This is a genomic window from Levilactobacillus zymae DSM 19395 (assembly GCF_001434115.1).
GTDB classification, from domain to species: domain Bacteria; phylum Bacillota; class Bacilli; order Lactobacillales; family Lactobacillaceae; genus Levilactobacillus; species Levilactobacillus zymae.
The window spans coordinates 1-21,281 of the sequence record NZ_AZDW01000030.1 but is presented as its reverse complement, the minus strand read 5'-3'; the positions used below and the strand labels follow the sequence as shown (position 1 = coordinate 21,281).

Here is a 21,281-nt window from a genome sequence, read left to right as displayed (position 1 = left end):
CTTGAATCATGTGTTTGATGGGGATTTTGGAGTTTCTGGTGAATAATTCAGGATTAATTATCTTCTCTTAATTTTAACACGAAAGATGCAAAAAATCGCTGAAATTTCGACGCTTTTTGACTTTTGGGAAAAGAAGTTTACTTCTATATAATGGGAAAAGAACCGGAAGCGGCTAACGGGTGGTTTCGTTTTGACGCCGAGCAGAATATAATAAAAGAAATAATTGGTGAGGGGGAACTTTTATGGAATTACCAATTGCTCAGGATTATCTGTTATTAACGGAAAATATTACGAACCGGCCCGTGTTGCGGACGCGGTTTACCACGCAAGCCTACCTGGTGCTGGCGACCTTTTTGGACCTCCGTCAGCAGAAGCTGATCACGATTGATCAGCAGCACGTCACGGTCCCTAATCAGGCGCGGTTAGCGGCCGCGTTACCCGTGAGTCTCCAAATGATCGCCCAACGGCTTCAGGCCGCTTTAAACCAGAGTGACCAAACCGAAGACGTGTTTAAACTCCTGGTCAGCTGGAATTTGGCCAATGCGGTTTACGACACCATTGGCCCGCAATTGGAACGGCGCCAGTTGGTAGAAAAGGTGATTTTTCAAAATAACCTGATGCCGCACACCATTTACGTCCCCACGGACGCGGCCAAACAAGCTTTGAGCGACCAGTTGGGTCACGAGGTCCAGACCCAGACGTTGACGCCGGCCCACCGGGAATTGCTGGTGATTTTTCAACAATTAGAGGCGCTCAAGTGGGTGTTGCCCAGCGACCAGGTCACCGCGGCGACCACGCAACTGACCCAAGATCCGGCAACCGCCCAGCTTCGCGCGTTGACCGCGATGGCGGCCCACCGCATCACCATGCGGAAATTCGAACTGGATTCTTGGTTGAGCTAGTTTGAGGGGGATGAACGGACATGCGATTACGCGGATGGAAAATTAAGGGCTTAATGCTGGTGCTACTCCTGACCGGTGGAATTCTGATCGGTCGACCCCAACCAGCACAGGCCAAGAGCCAGGCGGTGACCTGGTATGGGCAATGGCAACGAGCCTACGTTGGCGGCAAGTCCCAGCAATACGTGCGGATGAACGACGGTCAGGGCGCGACCCGGGTGGTTTCGGAAAGTCAGGGCTACGGGATGCTGGCGGCCGTGCTCGCGGCAAAGCAGGGGGCCCGGACGCACGCGACGTTCAATCACTTCTACCGTTACTACCGGGCGCACCGGATCTCGAGCACCAACCCGCTGATGTGTTGGCAACAAACGCGACGGAACGGTAAGTTGACTAGCGTGGGCAGTGAGCGCAACAGCGCGACCGACGGCGATTTAGATATCGCCTACGCGTTGATCCTGGCCGACCGGCAGTGGGGCAGTCGGACGACGAACTACCGTCAGGCGGCTAAACGGCTGTTAACGGCGATCCTGGCGCACGAAATCAATCCCACGACGGCGCTACCCTTGATGGGAAACTGGGCCACAACGGCGACTGACCGCAGTAAGCTGCGGACCGGCGATCTGATGACCGGTTATTTTAAAACCTTCGCTAAGTTTACGGGCAACCAACGCTGGAACCGGGTGGCGCAACAGAGTCAACGGGCGGTGCAGAAGCTGAGCGCACGGCACAAAACGGGCCTGTTTCCCGACTTCATTCGGGTACGGGGGACCAGCCTCAAGCTGACCGCGGTGCGGCCCGGGGAGATCGAGTCGGGGACCGATAACCAGTACGGGTACAACGCGTGTCGGGTTCCGTGGCGACTGGCCCAGACCTACCAGTTAACGAAGGACCGGGTGACCAAGCGTGCCCTGACCAAGCAACTGACGTTCTTTAAGCGCCACCACACCGTGACGGCGGGATACACGCTGGCCGGCCGGGCGGTCAACAACTACACGAATCCGGCGTTCACCGCGCCAATCAATTTGGGCGCCAAGACGCTTAAGAAGACCGGGTTACACCGCCGTTTGGCACAACAACTCCCGAAAAAAATTCAGAAAAAGAGTTACTTTGGGGCGACCTTACAGGTGCTAACGGCGCTCCAGTAGACATGAGATCATCAACCGCGAGCTTTCGTCATCCCGACGAGAACCCGCGGCTTTTGATTAACAAAAAAGTCGCCCACCGAAATGGACGACTGAAGCTTGAAATCTTGGTTAGATTAGTAGGTTGACACGTAGGCTTGGTTGGCCGTGACGTATTTGCCGTTGGTCAACTGGAACCGGTAAGCGTTCTTACTGTTCTTAGTGATGGCCTTGACGGCTAACTTAGAGCCCTTAGCCACCTTGGTGCCCCGGTGAGCCTTGGTGAAGCTGGTAGACGAGTATTCGTAAACGGGCTTCTTGGTGGTAACCCCGGTAACGCCGGTAGCCGTGGTGTAGTAACTTGCGGATGTTGACCCGTGGGTGGCACTACCACTGAACCAGCTGTTTACGACGGAAGGCCGTAACGCCTTGTTCAAGTCTACGTTGCCACTGATGCCGGAGACCCGGCCGGTACTGGTGTATTGCCATAAGTCGGCTTTGACCCCCGGTACGCTGGGTTTAACGGAACTATACTTGGCGATCCAAGCACCGTCAAACTTCGAGAAGTTCAATTTGTGCGCGGTCGCATAGTATTCACCGGAGTACATGATCAACGGCTTGTTGGTCAGTTTCCGCATGGTCTTTAACCAGGCGTTCACGTAGGTTTGTTCGGAACTCTTGGCCGAGCTCATCCGCTTTTCTTCGTCTAAGACAAAGAACTTGGTGTGCTTGTTGCTCCGCTTGTAAAAGTCCTTGGCTTCTTGTTGGGCGTCCTTCACGCTGGTGAATTCAGCGAACATGTATTGACCGAATGGCACGCCAGCTTTGTAGGCGCCGTTGGCGTTAACGTTACGCTTGGTATCAACCACGTAACCGGCGTCGCCCTTGCTACCGTGTTGTACACGAATCAACGCGTACTTTAAGTCTTTCGAAGCCTTAGTCCAGTTAATATTCCCTTGATATTGCGAGACATCGGCAATCTTAGTGCCGGCAGCGCTAGCGGTGGTGGTGTTCAACCCAATCCCGACCGCCGCAACGGTGGCCATGGCGGCTAAACCGATACCGAATCGACGTAACTTGTTTTGCATAGAAATCCTCCTCAGTCTTTATCGACTATATTGTACACGGGATTCCGTGCGCGGAGGTTACCACAAATTTACAATTAATTACAGTTCGATTGCAAGACAAAACCCACACGCCGCAAAAAAACGGGTGTGGGTTGTCGGACTCTATTTATGAGCGGCCACGTAAATCTTCAAGGCTAGTTGCGCACGGGCCTTGTCGGTAGTGGTGACGGGATTGTACGTCTTCATGGTAGTCGTGACTTGTTTGTAGCTGTAAATCTTGTTGGTCCCACTTTCGAAGTACATCAGGTCTTTAGCGTTCGGGGAATGGTTCAACCCCATGGTGTGGCCGAATTCGTGGGCGATCGTGCCGGCGTATTCGTACATCCGACCTTGTGCGGCCACGGAATTATTAATGGCCGTTAACGTCTTGTTGACCGTCTGGAAGGCTGGTAAGCTCTCGGCGACCTTGACCTCTTCCTGTTCAACTAGGGCGCTGTAGTTGTTAGCGGTCGTGCTGACGCCCTGTGCGGCTAAGTTCTTCTTAGCAGTCGCCGTGATGGTTGCCTGGTATTGGTGGTCAAAGGCCGTTTGGTACGGTGCACTCATTCGTTGGGCAATGTCCTTTTGGGCGTCTTGATAATAGGACCAACGAATTTGGACCTTCTTGGTTGCCGGAGTCCACCAAGCATCGCTATTGTCACTCTTGGATGCCTGCGCATGGGAGACCGAGAACGTGAGGGTGTGGGACTTTTTCGTTCCCTTGGTAAATTCTTTCTTGCCCAGTTTGTGGTTCCAATAGTCCATGGCGAGTTGCACGCTTTGCTTAAGTTGCTTGTCGGACGTATTGACCCACACGACCGCCTTACCGTTCTTCTTGAGCGCGGTCTGGGCGTCGTAGGCTAATTTGTACTTCTTGCCCAGCGTCTTAGCGTTCTTACGGTAATAGCTGTTGCTTTTCTTCAGCACACTGGTCGTGGGCTTCACGCTGGCGGCCTGAGCCGTCACCGTGCCACTTACGGCAACGGGCGTCACTAAGAGGGCAGCGGCGGCTGCCACAAACACGGAGTGGATCTTGAATCGATGTGTGGTACGCATGATAGATAACCTCCTCAAATCCCCAAAACATAGTTATAGTTGACAATAGCATATGACTTTCACCGGGGTGGGTCAAGCAAAACAGCCGCGACAAATGATGACCCGATTACCTGTTTAGCGGGAATGGAGCCGGTTTCATAATAGAATTTAAAGGGGAATATATGTTCGTTTTCGACGGAAATCTGGTATAGTAAGGGTAACGATTTTTAGGAGGAATGAATGATGGTCACACGGTGTCCTTGGGCGGAACAGTCGCCTAGTTTACAGCGGTATCACGATACGGAATGGGGACGACCCCTTCACGATAATCAGCGGTTGTTCGAACTATTATGTTTGGAAACCTATCAGGCGGGACTGAGTTGGCAGACAGTCCTCAATAAGCGTGCGGCGTTTCAACGGGCCTTTTACCACTATGATTTAGCACAGGTCGCGGCCATGACGCCGGCGGACTTGGCGCGGTTACAGCAGGACGCCAGCATCATCCGCAACCGGCTCAAGCTGGCGGCCACGGTCAACAACGCGCAGGTCATCTTACACTGGCCGGCGGGAAGCGATTTTAGTACCTGGCTCTGGGCCTTCGTCGGGGGGCAACCCATTCGGCACCACTTTACGACCGCCGACCAATTGCCCGCGACCACGGATCTGGCCCGCCTGATTTCCCGGGAAATGAAGAAACGGGGCTTCAAGTTTGTGGGGCCGACCACCGTTTACTCGTTTCTCCAAGCGGCGGGCTTGATCAACGACCATTTGGTAACCTGTGATTGGGCACCAGAAAATCAACGAAAGGGGCGGTAAACCATGCGTTTTTTACATACAGCCGATTGGCATATCGGGAAGAAACTTCACGGGTACGACCTGCTAACGGAACAGCGGGATGCGTATCGTCAGATTAAGGCCATTGCGTTGGCCGAGAAAGTGGATGCGGTGGTCATCGCGGGGGACCTGTACGACCGGGCTTTGCCGGGCGAAGATGCGGTGGCGGTCCTGGACCAGATGTTGGTGGATCTGAACCGGCAGGAACACTTGCCGATTCTAGCAATCAGTGGGAACCACGACTCCGCGGTCCGGTTAGGCTACGGCCGCGAATGGTTTGCGAGCACCCACTTTTATTTGAAGACGACGGTGGCGGAAGGCTTGCACCCGGTGACGGTGGGGGATACCCAGTTTTTCTTATTGCCCTACTTTGAGCCATTTGCGGTGCGTCAATTATTCGCCGATGATGACATCCGCACGGTCACGCAGGCCATGGTGCGCTTAGTCGCGGCCATGAAGGCGACCTTTGATCCGGCTAAAAAACACGTGCTGGTCGCCCACTTCTTCGCGGCGGGGAGCCAACATAGTGACTCCGAAACCTTGGTGCAGGTCGGCGGCTTGAACGCCGTCCCGACCGATCTTTTGCGCGACTTTGACTACGTGGCGTTGGGCCACTTACACCGCAAAGAAGCCCTCCAAAGCGAACCCACGATGAAGTATAGTGGCTCACCGTTGAAATTTTCGACCAGTGAAGCGGCCGATACCAAGGGCGTTTGGATCGTGGATACGGCGACGACGCCGGTGACGGTCACCTTTAAGCCGTTGACGCCGCTGCACGATTTAGTGGTCTTGCAGGACAGCTTTGACCATTTGATGGATTCGCAGCAGCAGTATCCGGTGACTAAGGAAGATTTCGTGACCATTGAACTTACGGACACCGCGCCAATCTCGAACGTCATGCAACGGTTGAAGACCCGCTTCCCGCGCATCATTGAATTAAAACGGGTGAACCAGTTGACGGTGACGCCCAAGGTGATGACGACGCAAGAAACGCAGCGTGACCCGCTAACGTTAATGGGAGATTTCTTTGAACAGGTGACCCAACATGAGTTGACCGCGCAACAGCGGACCTGGGCGAAAGCGGCACTGCAGGCGGCCGAGAAGGGGGAAAACTGATGAGACCATTAAGCTTACACCTAGAATTCTTCGGACCGTACCGGGATACGACCGTCGACTTCACCAAGTTTGCCACTACGCCGCTCTTCTTGATCAGCGGGAAGACGGGGAGCGGTAAAACCACCATCTTCGACGGGATGTGCTACGCGTTGTTTGACCAGACGTCGGGGACCGACCGGGAGGCCCCGGCGATGCGTTCGGATTTTGCGACTCCGCACGACCGTACTCGCGTGGAATTTTGGTTTACCCACCGCGACCGGCGGTACCAAATCGTGCGGGAACCCGCCCAGACCCTGGCGAAGAAGCGGGGTACCGGGTTAACCGCCGTTACGGCTAGTGTGACGTTAACCGTGTGGCACGACGACACTGAAGAAAAGCAGTTGACCAAGATCGGGCAGGTTCGGGACTTTTTGCAGGACCTGTTGAAGATGGACGGCAAGCAGTTCGCCCAAATCGTGTTGCTCCCCCAAGGTCAATTTCGCCGGTTCTTAGTGGCGGATAGTGACGCCAAGGCCCAGGTGCTCGAACAACTCTTCGATACGGCAGTCTACGCGCGCTGGGCGGACCGCCTCAAGGCCCAATTGCGACAAAGCCAACGGGCTAATCAAGCGGCTCTGGCCGACCTGGATCACGTGCAAAACGAGCTGCAATGGACGCCGGCCAATCAAGGACCGGCCAGTGACTTGCAAGCCAATCATCAGACCGACGACTTGTTAAAGCTGATGGCCCAACAACAGACGGCGACGCGAGAACATGAGCAGACGCTGATTACCCAATTGAAGGCGGCGCAAGGCACCGTGACGGACTTAACGCGGCAGGACACCCAAGAAGAACAATTTTTGGCCGACCAGCAGCGCTTGCAGACTACCTTGACGGCCCAAACGGCGTTAAAGCAGCGGGAGCCAGCCATGGCCCAATTGCGCGCTCAACTCACCGAATTGGAGTGGGTCCAAGGGTTACGCCCGCAGTGGCAGGCGTGGCAAACGGCGCAGACCGCCGTTACTCAACGGCAGGCGGCGCGAGACCAACGCCAGCAGCACGTTACCCAGGCCCAAGCCAGCCTAGCTCAGGCCCAAACCGCCAAACAGGCCGCCGCGGAGTTACCGGCAAAGATAACGGCCTTACAGGACCAACTTGCCCAACAAGCGACCATCAAGCCACTTTACCAACAAATCGCCCAATTACAGGGACAGCAAACCGCCGCGCAAACCGCACAGCAACGGACGCAAGCGGAAGTTCAACGCCTTACGACGGCGCTAGACGCCACGACCACGGCCCAAAAGCAAGCCCAAGCACTGATTGACCAACAGGGTACCTGGTACGACCAGAGTCAGACGCTACAACGAACGGTCGCGACTTACGCCGATTGGCAACGGCGTTTGACCCAGTTGACGGCGGACCAACAAGACTTGAACGATCAGGCGGCCCAAATCGCCACGCTAACGGCGCAAGCTAAAACGGCCCGCACCGCCGCCGAACAAGCACAGGCCACGGCGGAAGACCGGTATCAGGCGCGGTTGCGAGCCCAAATCGCCGAATTGAGTGCTCAGTTAACGCCGGGGAGTCCGTGTCCCGTTTGTGGGGCCACGACCCATCCCCATCCCGCGGTCAGCACGGCCACGACGCCGGTGACAGCGGCCATGGTCAAGCAGGCCCAGCAAGCCGCTACCAAGGCGCAACAAGCGGCCACCCAGTTGGCCACGCAACTGACGCAACAACAAACGGCGCTGGCCCAGGCGCAGGCCGCCGTGACGGAACAAGCGACGACGTTGAAACACGACATGGCCGCTAAACTGGATGTGGCGACCGACGCGTCATTGACCGCGTTTAGCACGGCGCTAGGTCAAGCTCAGACGACGGTTCAGCAGCAGGAGACCCAGGTGCAACAGGCGTTGGCCCAGGTCCGACAGGCGCAAACGCAACTCACGCAGCTACAAGCCACGGCCCAGACCCAGCAGACGGAGTTAAAGCAGGCGCAGGAAGCGGCACAAGCGGCGCAAACGCAAGTGACGCGACTGGGCGTCGAACTTACCACGCAGCAACGGCAATTGCCGACGGATGCCCTGACGCTCCGGGAGTTTACCGAACTGGAACAGACCCGGCAGACACAATTGACCACCCATCAACGGGACTGGACCGCGCTAGAACAACAAGTCACCGCCGCCACACAGGCGTTGGCCGTTGCCCAAAGCGACTTGCAGACGGCCACTGACGAACTGGCTCAAAGTCAGCAACGGGTGACGACTGCCCAAGCCGCCGTTACCGCCGCTATGGCCGCCCACGAGTTGGCGCTGACGCCCGCAACCACGGCAACGGTGATCCAGCAGTTGGCCCAACTAGACCAAGTGCCTACCTACCGGCAACGGTTGCAGGACTTCCGCACGGCCCAGACCCAAGCCGCCGCAACCATCGCGGAGTTACGGCAACGGTTAGCCGACCAGGCACAACCGGACCGGGCCAAGACCCAGGCGGCGTTGACCGCCGCCCAAGCTCAGGTCACCCAGCTCCAGGCGGACCGGTACGCCGCCCAGCAGCAGTGGCAGCGGAACGCGGAATTGGTTCAACGCCTGCAACAACAACTTGCCGCGCAGGCAACCGCCTTACAGCAGACCCAAGCCTTAGACGAATTGGCGGGTGTCTTGAACGGGGACGGCCCGAATAGCAAGTTGGGCTTGGAACGTTATGTGCTCCAAACCTATCTGCGCCAGATCTTACTGGTAGGTAATCATCGCCTCCAGCAACTTACCAACGGTCGGTACCAGTTTGTGATCGACGATGCCCCCGCGGCCTCTAAGAAGTATTCGGGGCTGGAAATCAACGTCTATGACGACCACGTAGGGGAACAACGGAGTGTACACACCCTTTCCGGCGGGGAAAGCTTCATTGCGGCCCTCGCCTTAGCGCTGGCACTGGGTGAAGTTATCCAACGGACCACCGGAAGCGTGGACGTCGACGCGTTGTTCATCGATGAAGGCTTCGGTTCGCTGGACGAAGACGCCCTGATGACCGCACTAGAGTCACTAGAGACGATCGAAGGCCGGCACCGGATGATCGGTATCATTAGCCACGTGAGCGAATTACGCGCGCAGGTGCCGAACCAGTTACAGGTCGTGGCTCAAGGAAACGGGGAAAGTCACCTGAAGTATCAGATTCACGAAAACGGGTAAAAATGAGATGGTGATTCCTAGCCCCTTAAACCGTTAAAGGGCGGTACGAAGGGATTTCTTCGATTTTTGCGAAATTAGTTATATAATCAACGATTATCCGTGCAAAGCTTTAAGAAAGAGGGTAGAATGGTTCAATAATTAAGTAGAAATGGGATGACCAGAATGTGTACCAGTTTGACGTATGAAAATAGCCGTGGCGACCACTTTTTAGCCCGGACGATGGATTTTGCCTTTGAATTGAACGGTCGGCCGATGTTTATGCCGCGTAACCGCACGGTGAAGGGGGATGCCGGCGACTTTACCACCACCTACGGGTTCGTGGGGGCCGGCCGGAGCTTAGGTCACGAGCTATTTGTCGACGGGGTCAACGAAAAGGGCCTCGGGGTCGCGGCACTGTACTTCCCAGGCAACACGGCGTACGTCGACCAGGCGGCGAGTGATAAATTAGGCTTGGCCCCACACGACTTTACCGCGTGGGCCCTGGGGAATGCTGGTAGCGTGGCGGAACTGGGCGAACTGGTGAAGACCATCCAACTGGTCAACGTGCCGGTCGCCTTATTACAGGTGGTGACGCCGCTACACTTTATCGTTAGTGATTCGACGGGAGCCACGGCCGTGTTAGAAGCCACGAGCCACGACCTGCATTTGATCGATAACCCGGTGGGCGTGATGACCAATTCACCGGAATTTGGGTGGCACCTTCAGAACTTGAGCACTTACGGAACCCTCACGGCCGAAGAACGGCCCTTAAACGATTACCTGGGCTACCAGTCAAAGACCCAGGGACCGGGGACGGGGGCACTGGGTTTACCGGGGGACTACACGTCACCATCCCGGTTCGTGCGCACCGTATTTGCCAAGCACTTCAGCCAACCTACGGCCGACACGCCTAGCACGTTAAACCTGTTGCAACACCTGCTGGATAGCGTTACGATTCCTAAGGGAGTGAAACTCAAGGCCGATGGGACCAGCGACTACACGCAGTATCGCGGTTACATGGGGTTAGAGAATCACACCTACTACATGGAACCCTATGATAATCAGGAACTCCAGGCCCTGGCGTTGACCGACGACCTGCTGGAAAACTGCCACACGCCAACGGAGTACCCGTTGAATCATCAGGTTCACATCCAAACCTTAAACTAAGGAAGTCGTGCCGATGATTAATTACCGAATCAGAACCTTTGACCAACTGACCACGGACGAGCTATGGGCGATTTACCAGCTCCGGACTGCCGTTTTTGTGGTGGAGCAGAACTGCGCCTATCAAGAAGTCGACGTTAACGACCGGGTCGCCGTCCATTTGCTGGGCATTAACGACCAAAATGAGTTGAAGACGTACGCCCGACTGATTCCGGGCGCTCACCAGCACGTGCAGATTGGCCGCGTCGTGGTGGCCCCGTCCGCTCGTAAGGAAGGCTTGGGCCGGCAATTAGTCACGCAAGCGATTCGAACGATCCGACAACAATGGCCGGACGTGCGCCAAATCGACATCGAAGCGCAGGCCTACCTCCAGGACTTTTACGCGGCGTTTGGGTTTCAATCCGTCAGCGAAGTGTACCTGGACACGGGCATTCCGCACCTCGACATGATCTTGCCAATTCAATAAAACGCAAAACTGGACCCTTCGCTTAAACGGCGAAGGGTCCAGTTTTTTTGGTGGTCTTAGCGGTCTTGGTTGGCCTGGCGGATAAAGGTTTTGATGGGTTTATCCGGGGTACCCAGGGCAATCAAGGCGCGTAGGGGCATGTTCAGGAACATGCGGTTATGAAAGGCTAACGGTTGGCCGTCGGCGTCCAATTCACTAAAGAAGTTGGCGGGCACGTCGGGCTGGGAGAGCGGCGTAATCACAATTCGCTGGAAAAGGCCCTTGAGCCGCGGATCGCCAATGACCCGGTAGAGGTAGCTTTCCAGTGAAAGTGGCGCGGGGGCGTTCTCGAAGTTCATGGTAAGTTTGGTTTGCAGCCGGATATCGCGGGACGATTCCCCAATCATCACTTCGTAATCGCCGGTATCGGCCTGCCAGCGGTGTTTGCGTTCCCGCCACCAGCTAAAGTCCTGCCGGTTGAGGTGGAGGGTGACCGCTTGGGTCTCACCCGGCGCCACGGCGAGTTTCGTAAAGGCCCGCAGCTCCTTGGTCGGCATCGGCGCATGGGACGCGTGGTTCGCCACGTAGAGTTGGGGAACCGCCTTGCCGGCGACCTGCCCCGTGTTCGTGACGTCGAAGGTGATGGTCGCGCCGTGCGCATCGGCCTGGGTTTCTAGATTCGTGTATTCGAAGGTGGTGTAGCTCAACCCGTGACCAAACGGGAAGAGGACGTGCATTTCGTGGGTGTCGTAGTACCGGTACCCCATGAAAATGCCTTCGGAATAGTATTCGTGGTGTGGGTCCTGGCCAAAGGTTGGTGCCATGGGCGTGTCGGCCAATTGCAGCGGGAAGGTTTCGGCCAAGTGGCCCGAGGGGTTGACCTTACCGGTGAGAATGTCCCAGGTGGCTTCACCCACGGCTTCACCGGCCAAATAGGTCTCGACCACCGCGGCCACGTTTTCGATCCACGGCATTTCGAGGACGGAACCGTTCTGGAGAACCACCGTGGTGTGCGCGTTGATCTTGGCTAACCGACCAATCAATTCCGTTTGATTTTCGGGCAACAGGATGTCGGTCTTGTCGAAACCTTCGGACTCCTCTTCGGCGGGGTAGCCGGCAAAGACCACCACGTGATCGGCGGTCTTGGCGGCGGCTAACGCGGCGTCGGCCAGTTGTTCGTCGGTCTCGTCATCGTCGAGGCGGTAACCCGGATAATAAGTGGCACTCAGCCCACTGTCGGCTAAGGCGTCGAGAGGGGTGACCAGGTGAGTCGGGTTGACGTGGGAACTGCCGGCACCCTGGTAACGGGGATGCTTGGCTAGCTCGCCCACCACGACTAGTTTCCCGGCTTTGTCGGGGCGCAACGGTAATTCGTTTTGGGTGTTTTTCAGCAGAACGATACTGTCATCGGCCAGCTTACGGGCGAATTGGTGGTGCGCGGCGTGGTCGTAGGTCTTGGCCTGCGGAGCGGCCTGACAATCCTGAATCAGGTGTAACAGGTGCCGAACGGACTTGTTCAGGGTCCCTTCGTCGAGTTCACCGGTTTCGATGGCCTTGACGATTTCGTCGATCGACGCCTGACCCTTTCCGGGCATTTCCAGGTCCAAGCCAGCGCTTAGAGCCGCGGCGTGGTTGGCCACAGCGCCCCAGTCGGACATGACGGCGCCGTGAAAGCCCCATTCGTCCCGTAAGATATCGCGTAACAGATAGTGGTTTTGGGAATTAAGGACCCCGTTGATGCGGTTGTATGACGCCATCACGGTGGCGGGTAGGGCTTTTTTAACGATGATTTCAAACGTCTTGAGGTAGAGCTCGCGTAAGGTCCGTTGCGACATGTCGCTGGAGGCCGTGAAGCGTTGATTTTCCCGGTTATTAGCGGCAAAATGCTTCAGTGCGACCCCCACGTGTTGGGATTGGACCCCTTGAACGTAGGCGGTGCCCAGCTTGCCGGCGACTAGCGGATCTTCGGAGAGGTATTCGAAGTTCCGCCCGCCCAGCGGTGAGCGCTTGAGGTTGACGCCGGGGCCCAGGAGCAGGCTCACTTGTTCCGCGCGGGCCTCAATGCCCAGGTGTTCCCCCAATTGGCGTAACAAGTTGGTGTTCCAGGAACTGGCATTGAGCGCCGATGACGGGTAGGTGATGGCCTGCACCGACTGGTTGAGGTCGTTAGTGGCCGTGGTTTGTTTCCGCAACCCCGACGGTCCGTCCGTCATCATCAGGGCGGGCAACCCCAGGCGGTCGATCTTCGCGGTGTACCAACTATTTTTTCCCGAAACTAAAGCGGCTTTTTCCGGCAGCGTGAGGGCCGCCAGCGTCTTTTCGATGTCCATACGTTCAAATCCTTTCTACTGAGTTCAGCTTAAACCCAGTATACCGTTTTCAGACCGAAGATGTTACCGGTGAAGTGGCATTCCTCATCAAAAAATCATAACCGTTGACAAGTCGGCGGAAGTGGGTTACTTTTAGAAAGTGCAATCGAGACGAACATAAAATTCAAAGGAGGGGACTCACGAATGTTAACCAACGCTACCCAAGTTCAAGGGTTTGTTGCCGCATGTTGCGAATGTAACATGTGCCTTTTGCGTTGCGTTCATTTGGGGTCCCCGACAAACTCGTAGCCTTACATAACGACGAGAGTTTCTGTCAACGGGTATTTCTCCACGATGAACGTGGGGGAATACCCGTTTTTTGTCGTCAGCGGTTGCACGCCAAATTGAGGAATGAAAGGGAGAGTGTCAGGTATGAATAGATGGACGAGTTTAGGATTAGTCACCGCAGTCGTTGCGTTAGGAGTGGGGCTCGCCGCTTGTGGGAAATCCACGACCAGCGCTCAGCCCAAGCAAGTATTGAAGTTGCCGGCCACCGCGCAGCTGGATACGATCGACCTGGCCAAGGCCACCGGCTACGGGCAGACCGGGAACGTGTTTGAAAGTTTCTACCGGTTAGGTAAGGACGGCAAGGTCGCCCCGGGATTGGCCGACAAGGTTCAGGAGTCCAAGGACCAAAAGACCTGGACCTTCCACATCCGCGACAACGCCAAGTGGAGCAACGGGGACAAGATTACCGCCAAGGACTTCGTGTATTCCTGGCGCCGGACGTTGACACCGGCCACGAAGTCGACTTACACCTACCTGTTCTCCGGCATCAAGAACGGTGATCAGATTATCGCCGGTAAGATGAGTCCCGACAAGATTGGGATTCACGCCAAGAACCAGCAGACCGTGGTGGTCCAATTAACCAAGCCAATGGCCTACTTCAAGATTTTGATGGCCTACCCGCTGTTCGCCCCCCAAAACGAAAAGGTGGTCAAGCAGTACGGCAAGAAGTACGCCACCAAGTCACAATACATGGTCTACAGCGGTCCGTTTAAGATTGAAAACTGGAAGGGGACCAGCAACACTTGGTCGTTCGTGAAGAACAACGATTACTGGGATAACAAGGTGGTCAAGCTGCACAAAATCAACTACCAAGTGGTTACTAACCAGCAAACCGGGTTGGGGCTCTACCAAAACAAGAAGCTGGATTTAGCCCAACTGACCAACGAACAAGTGAAGAATTACAAGAATGATTCCGAATTTAAGGAATACCCGTATTCCATCATGATTCACCTGAAGTATAACTTTAAGGATACCGACGCGACTAAGCGGGCGGCCCTGAGTAACCGGAACTTGCGGCAAGCCATCGCGTTGTCCATTAACCGGAAACAGTTGACCAAGAAGGTCTTAGGCGATGGGTCCGTGACCCCGACCGGCTTTGTGACGAGCGGCCTGGCTAAGGATCCCAAGACCGGCGAAGATTTTGCTAAGCAACAGGCCGTTAAGAACACCACGACCTACAACCCGACGCTAGCCAAGCAAAAATGGCAAAAGGCGCTTAAGCAGTTGGGCACTAAGGAAGTCAAGTTGAGTGTTCTGGCTGGGAACGATGACCCGATGGCCAGCACCGTGACCCAGTACCTGAAGGGGCAACTGGAAAAGACACTTCCCGGGTTCAAGCTGAACATCCAAAACGTTCCGGCACAGGTCGCCCAACAACGGTCGCAATCCGGTGACTTTGACCTGTACCTGTCACACTGGGGCGCGGACTTCAACGACCCGATCTCCTTCATGCAGATTCCGCTGAGTTCTAACTCGTTGAACTACGGCAAGTGGTCCAGCAAGACCTATGACCAACTGATCGCTAAGGCGCAAAACCAGGACGCCGCCACGCCAGAAAAGCGGTGGCAGGATATGGTCCAAGCCGCTAAGCTGTTGAACACGGAACAAAGCTTTACGCCACTGTACCAGGCGGACTACGCTTACCTCCAACGCTCGACGGTTAAGGGTGTGATTCACAACACGGCCGGCACGCAGTGGAGCTACAAGTACGCTTATATCAAGTAGGTCTTGACGGGTTCTGCTTAGACTGATAAGCCTACCGAAATCAACGGCTAACCTCGGCGACAAGTTTTGGGTGAGCATGGTACACTTAAAGCCGGAGGAGGGGATCACGATGACCATTGCCGTTGACGACGGACACCAGTGGCACACCAATGGCACGAAAGAGTACGATGCTTACTTTGGGACGCCGACCCATGATGATCATATTTTGTTTGAACTCATGACCGTGGGCGTCTTTCAGGTGGGCCTCAGTTGGCAGGCCGCCGCCAGTAAGTTACCCGTCTACCGCCGCGTCTTTGCGGGGATGGACATTGCCCAAGTGGCGGGGTTCGATTTGGAAATCGACGTGGAACGCATTGCCTGCGACGATGAGATGATTCGTAACGTTCGTAAAATTCGTGCCACGATTCAAAATGCCCGGGCGATTACCCAGATTCAAGCCGAATTCGGCAGTTTTGCCGACTACCTGTGGCAATTTGTAAACGGCACGCCGTTACTATTACCCGTGGTGACGCGTGACGAAATTGTCAATCAATCGACCATCGGTTCCGCGGTCGCGAAGGATTTAAAGCGCCGCGGATGCAAGTTTGTGGGCCCGGTGGTCACGCACATGTTTCTAAAGGCGGCCGGTATTTTGCAGGATCAGATTTTGGATGAGTAGGGCCATTATGGTGACCCGTAAGTATCTGAAATTTAGATGAGAATTCTGGTTTAGTTGAGAACGATTTCTTCAAGGCTGGCGGGGGGTTCGCGGCCAAACGCCGGTCTGACGCGTTTTGATATAAATAAATTTATTGTCACTTCGGCTTGACACCGAATTAAAGTTGCATTAGACTTACTTGTAAATTAAGTGATTGAAAACAATGTGATCAGGAGAGTAACCACCGGTAATGGTTTGATAGAGAGCCCGCGATTTGCTGCAAGCGGGTAGCCCACGCCGGGGTGAAGATGGCCTGAAATGAATTGGCGTTGCTGAGTTCGTTCAGAATGAGGTGACGATGACCGGCACTCATTACCGTGCACGCACTTCCCGGGTTGCCGGTGAGTGTTAATGAGGAGCCGGCCGTTAAACGCTGACTTAAACTAGAATGGTACCACGACAAGTTCGTTTCTATTAACTTAGGAGCGGACTTTTTCTTTTGGTCCGGGTTCAATCACTTGGCAGTTTAGCTATTATCTAAATTTGAGGGAAAAGGGGATTTTACTAATGAAGCAATTTAAACGAGTTGCCTGGTTATTTCTATTATTGATTCCATTATTAATCGTTGCTGGTTGTGGCAAGTCTAGTTCCAATAAGACGGTCAAGGTCGGGATCATGGGTTCCGACGAAAAGATTTGGAAGCCCATCAAGACCAAGTTGGCTAAGGAAGGCGTCAACATCAAGCTGGTGACCTTTACGGATTACAACCAACCTAACGCGGCGCTGACCAACCACGAAATCGACATCAACTCGTTCCAACACACGTTCTTCATGCAAGCTTGGAACAAGGCCCACAAGACCAACATCGTGTCCATTGGGAAGACCGTGCGCGCACCCCTACGGTTATACTCCAAGAAGGTCAAGAACGTCTCGGCCATCAAGAAGGGTGACCAAATCACCATTCCTAACGATTCGACCAACGAAGGCCGGGCTTTACACTTACTGCAATCCGCTGGCTTGATCAAGGTGGACAACAAGGTAGAATTACCAACGCCTAAGAACATCACGGAAAACAAGCTGAAGTTAAAGATCACGCCGGTTGATGCTGCTCAGACGCCACGTTCCTTGTCGGATGCGGCGGGTGCCGTGGTCAACAACGAATTTGCGGCCGAAGCGAAGTTACCGAACAACGAATGCATTTTCAAGGAAAAGCTGAACAAGGCCTCCATTCCATACATCAACATCATTGCGGCGAACAAGTCTGACAAGAACAACAAGACCTACCAGAAGATCGTGAAGGCTTACCAAAGTGAGTCAACCAAGAAGTTAATCAAGAAGTACTACCACGGCTTATCCGTTCCAGCATGGTAACCGTAATCCGTGGCGTTAAGTAAGAATTACCGGCATAGCGAGTAAGGAGAATGCGATAGTGACCAAAGATACGATTATTCAGTTAAAGGATGTTGACGTTACCTTCCATAATAAAGGCCAAACGGTGCAAGCCGTTAAACACGTCTCGTTAGATGTCCAGCGGGGGGACATCTACGGCGTAGTCGGGTATTCCGGCGCCGGGAAGAGTACCCTCGTCCGGGTGATTAACCGTCTTCAACGGCCCACAGCCGGGCAAGTCATCGTTAACGGTCAGGACATCCTCGCCATGAAGGCCAAGGACTTGCGCCAGGCGCGGACGAAAATTGGGATGATTTTCCAACACTTCAACCTGATGAACGCCCGGACCATCGCCGATAACGTGGATTACCCGCTCAAGGGGGGGAAGCTGACCCACGCGCAACGCAAGGAAAAGGTCGCTAAGTTATTAGACCTGGTTGGGTTGAGCGAAAAGGCCAACGACTACCCGGCGCAACTGTCGGGGGGCCAAAAGCAGCGGGTCGCTATCGCGCGGGCGCTGGCCAACGACCCCGAAATCCTGATCAGTGACGAAGCCACCAGCGCCCTGGATCCCAAGACCACCACGGCGATCTTGGAATTGCTCAAGCAATTGAACAAGGACCTGGGCTTGACGGTGGTGTTGATCACCCACGAAATGGAAGCCGTCAAGGAAATCTGCAACAAGGTGGCCGTGATGGAAGACGGCGAAATCATCGAACGCGGTGATTTGGTCACCATCTTCAGCGAACCCAAGCAGAAGCTGACCCGCGACTTCATCAATACCGCCACGCAGATCGACCAAGCGCTCGACAAGATTTACAAGCAGGCCAACGCACTGGGGCTGGACGACCATCACCGGTTGGTCCAACTCAAGTACGTGGGGGCCAGCACCGATGCGCCGCTGATTACCGAGCTGTTCAAACGTTACCAGGTGGTTTCCAACATCCTGTACGGGAACGTGGAAATCCTGCAAGATACGCCACTGGGGAACCTGGTGGTGGTCATGGCCGGGGAACCCGACCAACTGGACCAGGCTTGGCAGTATTGCCGGGATGCCGGAATCCAAGTTACGCAGCTCAACCCAAATGATTCGGAGGTGGCCTAGTTGAAACTCTTTGCCCAATATTTTCCTAACGCGGTGACCATGAAGAGTGATTTCCTCCAAGCCACCGGCGAAACCATTTACATGACCCTGTTCACCGCGATTATCGCGGGGATCATCGGGATGGCCATCGGGGTCGGCTTAACGGTCACCCAACCTGGTGGGATTCTCGAAAATAAGGTCGTCTATAACATTCTCGATAAACTGGTCAACCTGTTCCGGTCGATTCCGTTCGTAATCTTACTGGCCGTCATCGCGCCGGTCACCCGGTTGATCGTCGGAACGGCGATTGGGACCACGGCGGCCATCGTGCCGTTGATCATCGGGTCCGCCCCGTTCTACGCGCGGCAGATTCAAAATGCGTTGGCCGAAGTCGACCGGGGTGTGATCGAAGCCGCCGAAGCGGTCGGTTCCGGGCCCATCGCGATTATCTTTCGGGTCTACCTCAAGGAAGGGCTGGCGGATATCATCCGCTCGTCCGTCCTAACCTTAATCAGTCTGATCGACCTGACCGCCATGGCCGGGGCCATCGGTGGGGGTGGCTTGGGGAACCTGGCCATCAACGTCGGGTACAGTCGCTTTGAAAGTGACGTGACCATCCTGGCCATGTTGATCATCCTGGTGATTGTCTTTGCGATTCAGCTATGCGGGGACTTACTGGCCCGTCACGTGGACCACAGCGCCTAGCCTTAAGTTAACAGACAAGACGTGATCTTAGCGGATCACGTCTTTTTGTCTGGAAAGTTTTTTATAATGAAATTTATATTCGGTTATGCGCAGTGCTAGTTGGTCAGAAAATAGTGGTGACATTGACTTGTTGTTCTGGCGGGTTGTTTGCCCGTGCTGAACATGAAAAAAACATTGGCGCTACTCTACTACGGTGGCAGTTAAGTTTAAATGGCGGGATCATCACCAGCATTAAGATTGCTGGAGCTCAGATGGGCTCAGACCGTGAAATTGTGGTTGGCCAGCGTTCTTAGCTGGCTTACCACAAGGCCGAACTTCAAGACACGCGGTCTTTGCGTGGCTCGAAGTCGTGCCCACGGTCGTCACGGCCCAGCTGAGCGGAAGCAATCGACAACTCCGCTCAACCAGCACTAGGCCTCTTCGATTACATTTTTTATTCCATCCGCTGTTAAATAAATTATTGAAAAAGTATCCGTTTGTTAGCAAATTTTAATCATGATTCGTTAGAATTAGAAAATTAAAAATGGTGAACGAAAGCGAGGATTTTGCGCGTTGAAAACAGTAAATACGCCAACTGGCAGTATCATGAAGGGAATCTTCTGGGCGACCGTGGCGTCGACCATGTTTGGGGTTTCCGGGACCGTGTTACAGTTTATCTCTCAGGGTCAGGACATCCCGGCCAGTTGGTTCTTATCCGCTCGAACCTTGGGTGCCGGAGTTGTTTTGTTGCTGATTAGTTTGGTTTTATATGGTAAGAAAACGTTCGCCGTCTTTGGTAGCCTACGCGAAATCGCGTGGTTAGTGGCCTACGCCATCATCGGGCTGGGGGCCAATCTGTTGACCTTCTACATGTCCGTGCAGACCGGGAACGCCGCCGCGTCGACCATCCTGCAATACTTAAGCCCCTTATTTATCGTTTTGGGCAGCTTCCTCTTTAAGCACGAGCGGCCGTTACGGAGCGACATGGTGGCCTTTGTGGTGGCCATGATTGGGGTCTTCTTGGCGATTACCCGGGGGAACATTTCCCAGCTGGCGATTCCCTTCGATTCTTTGCTTTGGGGCATTGGGTCCGGGATCACCGCGGCCGGTTACGTGGTCTTACCCCGGACGCTGGTCAGAGATAACGGTCATTCACCCATCACCGTCTTGGGTTGGGGAACGTTGATCGCCGGGATCGTCTTTAATCTCAACCATCCGGTCTGGGTCAATACGCCCCCGTTGACCACCGGTTTACTGGCGTCTATGAGCACCGTGATTCTGGTGGGGACCATCTTACCGTTCTCCCTGTTGCTTTACAGTAGTCACTTTGCGCCGTCCGACGTGATCAGTATCGTGGACGCGACGCAGCCCGTGATGACGTTTGTCTTGTCGATTCTCTTCTTAAGTCTTAAAATTACCCTAGCTGAAGTGATTGGTTCCGTCCTGGTCATCGTGGCCATTTACCTGTTACAACGGGGGCGGCGGAAGGTCACGACCGTTTTCGAAGAGTCAGAGAACTAACCGGGAGGGCGATAGGATGACAACGATCGATTGGGTACGCCACGGTCAAACGCACGCTAACGTGAGTCACATGATTCAGGGGCAGCTGGATACGGCCGTGACGCTGATGACTAGCACGGGAGAACGGCAGGTGCAGGATCTGTTAGCGCACCTAGAAATGACCGATTACAACCGCATTGTGGTCAGTCCGTTACAGCGGACCCGGCAAACCGCGGCGATTCTGACCACGGGATCGGCGGACACCTTACCGCTGACGTTGGATCAGCGCTTGGTCGAGGGCGACTACGGCGATTGGACGGGGCAGTCCACCGCCGAGTTACAGAAACGCTATCCGGACGCTTTCGATCCCTTGACCCACGAAGTCTTACCGGACTGGTTGCCCCGCACTGGGGGCGAAAGTTACCGTCAAATTCAAGCGCGCGTGGGCCAGCTGGTGGCCGAATTAGTGGTCGATCATCCCTACGAACACATCTTAGTGGTGAGCCACGGCTTGACCATTAAGCTGGCGGCGTTACTGATGTTGGGATTGGGGACGTCCCAAGCCCTTCCCGAACCCCGTAACGCCAGTCTGACCCGCATGACCGTTGATCCCGCTACCGGGCACCGGTACCTGCGGGGCTATAGTCTCACCCGGTTGGGTCTTTAAAGTCCTAAATTTCACGAGAGTTTGGGACATAAGTCCCTAAATTCCAGTAGTTAAAAATTGGTCCTAGAAATC

At 54.9% G+C, this 21,281-nt stretch carries 17 protein-coding genes; 14 read left to right on the top strand and 3 right to left on the bottom strand.

What is annotated here, in order from left to right:
- Positions 1–242: 242 nt before the first annotated feature.
- Both FD38_RS06635 and FD38_RS06630 read left to right on the top strand, forming a co-directional pair.
- The gene (locus FD38_RS06635; RefSeq protein ID WP_057732541.1) at positions 243–902 is read left to right on the top strand and encodes a hypothetical protein; all 660 of its coding nucleotides are present in this window, start codon (positions 243–245) and stop codon (positions 900–902) included.
- Positions 903–922: 20 nt separating this feature from the next.
- Positions 923–2,044 (top strand): family 8 glycosyl hydrolase, encoded by a 1,122-nt coding sequence (locus tag FD38_RS06630; protein WP_057732539.1) that lies wholly within the window; start codon positions 923–925, stop codon positions 2,042–2,044.
- A gap of 113 nt (positions 2,045–2,157) precedes the next feature.
- Here FD38_RS06630 and FD38_RS06625 read toward each other — a convergent pair whose 3' ends face one another.
- Together FD38_RS06625 and FD38_RS06620 are read right to left on the bottom strand one after the other, a co-directional pair.
- Complete coding sequence (locus FD38_RS06625) at positions 2,158–3,108, bottom strand: GH25 family lysozyme (RefSeq protein ID WP_057732537.1); 951 nt, start codon at positions 3,106–3,108, stop codon at positions 2,158–2,160.
- Positions 3,109–3,249: 141 nt separating this feature from the next.
- Positions 3,250–4,182 carry a matrixin family metalloprotease gene (locus tag FD38_RS06620; protein ID WP_057732535.1) on the bottom strand — a complete coding sequence of 311 codons (933 nt, stop codon included), beginning with the start codon at positions 4,180–4,182 and terminating at the stop codon, positions 3,250–3,252.
- Between the two features lie 222 nt (positions 4,183–4,404).
- On the opposite strand from FD38_RS06620, the gene FD38_RS06615 reads away from it, so the two are divergent.
- From FD38_RS06615 to FD38_RS06595, 5 genes are all read left to right on the top strand, one after another.
- On the top strand, positions 4,405–4,977 hold the full coding sequence (locus FD38_RS06615) for a DNA-3-methyladenine glycosylase I (protein ID WP_083485299.1): 573 nt from the start codon (positions 4,405–4,407) through the stop codon (positions 4,975–4,977).
- A gap of 3 nt (positions 4,978–4,980) precedes the next feature.
- Positions 4,981–6,111: an exonuclease SbcCD subunit D gene (locus FD38_RS06610; protein WP_057732532.1), complete on the top strand. Its 1,131-nt coding sequence runs from the start codon at positions 4,981–4,983 to the stop codon at positions 6,109–6,111.
- Entirely contained in the window at positions 6,111–9,278 is a 3,168-nt protein-coding gene (locus FD38_RS06605) for an AAA family ATPase (RefSeq protein ID WP_057732530.1), read from the top strand. The genes FD38_RS06610 and FD38_RS06605 overlap by 1 nt, the downstream gene beginning before the upstream one ends.
- Positions 9,279–9,440: 162 nt before the next feature.
- Positions 9,441–10,424 (top strand): choloylglycine hydrolase family protein, encoded by a 984-nt coding sequence (locus FD38_RS06600; RefSeq protein WP_057732528.1) that lies wholly within the window; start codon positions 9,441–9,443, stop codon positions 10,422–10,424.
- Between the two features lie 13 nt (positions 10,425–10,437).
- Positions 10,438–10,887 carry a GNAT family N-acetyltransferase gene (locus tag FD38_RS06595; protein WP_057732526.1) on the top strand — a complete coding sequence of 150 codons (450 nt, stop codon included), beginning with the start codon at positions 10,438–10,440 and terminating at the stop codon, positions 10,885–10,887.
- 56 nt (positions 10,888–10,943) lie between these two features.
- On the opposite strand, the gene FD38_RS06590 is transcribed toward FD38_RS06595, so the two are convergent.
- A complete protein-coding gene (locus FD38_RS06590; RefSeq protein WP_057732524.1) occupies positions 10,944–13,196 on the bottom strand; it encodes a glycoside hydrolase family 3 C-terminal domain-containing protein in 2,253 nt (750 codons plus the stop codon).
- Between the two features lie 411 nt (positions 13,197–13,607).
- On the opposite strand from FD38_RS06590, the gene FD38_RS06585 reads away from it, so the two are divergent.
- The 7 genes from FD38_RS06585 to FD38_RS06555 all read left to right on the top strand — a co-directional run bounded on the left by FD38_RS06585 (position 13,608) and on the right by FD38_RS06555 (position 21,209).
- Positions 13,608–15,248, top strand: a complete 1,641-nt coding sequence (locus tag FD38_RS06585) for a peptide ABC transporter substrate-binding protein (RefSeq protein WP_057732522.1) — start codon at positions 13,608–13,610, stop codon at positions 15,246–15,248.
- Positions 15,249–15,357: 109 nt separating this feature from the next.
- Positions 15,358–15,906, top strand: coding sequence for a DNA-3-methyladenine glycosylase I (locus tag FD38_RS06580; protein ID WP_057732520.1), 549 nt, complete (start codon positions 15,358–15,360; stop codon positions 15,904–15,906).
- Between the two features lie 546 nt (positions 15,907–16,452).
- Positions 16,453–17,256: a MetQ/NlpA family ABC transporter substrate-binding protein gene (locus FD38_RS06575; protein ID WP_057732518.1), complete on the top strand. Its 804-nt coding sequence runs from the start codon at positions 16,453–16,455 to the stop codon at positions 17,254–17,256.
- A 58-nt stretch (positions 17,257–17,314) separates the two neighbouring features.
- Positions 17,315–18,379, top strand: coding sequence for a methionine ABC transporter ATP-binding protein (locus tag FD38_RS06570; RefSeq protein ID WP_083485298.1), 1,065 nt, complete (start codon positions 17,315–17,317; stop codon positions 18,377–18,379).
- Entirely contained in the window at positions 18,380–19,063 is a 684-nt protein-coding gene (locus FD38_RS06565) for a methionine ABC transporter permease (RefSeq protein WP_057732516.1), read from the top strand. It begins immediately after the preceding gene.
- 585 nt (positions 19,064–19,648) lie between these two features.
- The gene (locus FD38_RS06560; RefSeq protein ID WP_057732515.1) at positions 19,649–20,563 is read left to right on the top strand and encodes a DMT family transporter; all 915 of its coding nucleotides are present in this window, start codon (positions 19,649–19,651) and stop codon (positions 20,561–20,563) included.
- 16 nt (positions 20,564–20,579) lie between these two features.
- Positions 20,580–21,209: a histidine phosphatase family protein gene (locus tag FD38_RS06555; protein WP_057732513.1), complete on the top strand. Its 630-nt coding sequence runs from the start codon at positions 20,580–20,582 to the stop codon at positions 21,207–21,209.
- The last annotated feature ends 72 nt before the right edge of the window (positions 21,210–21,281 follow it).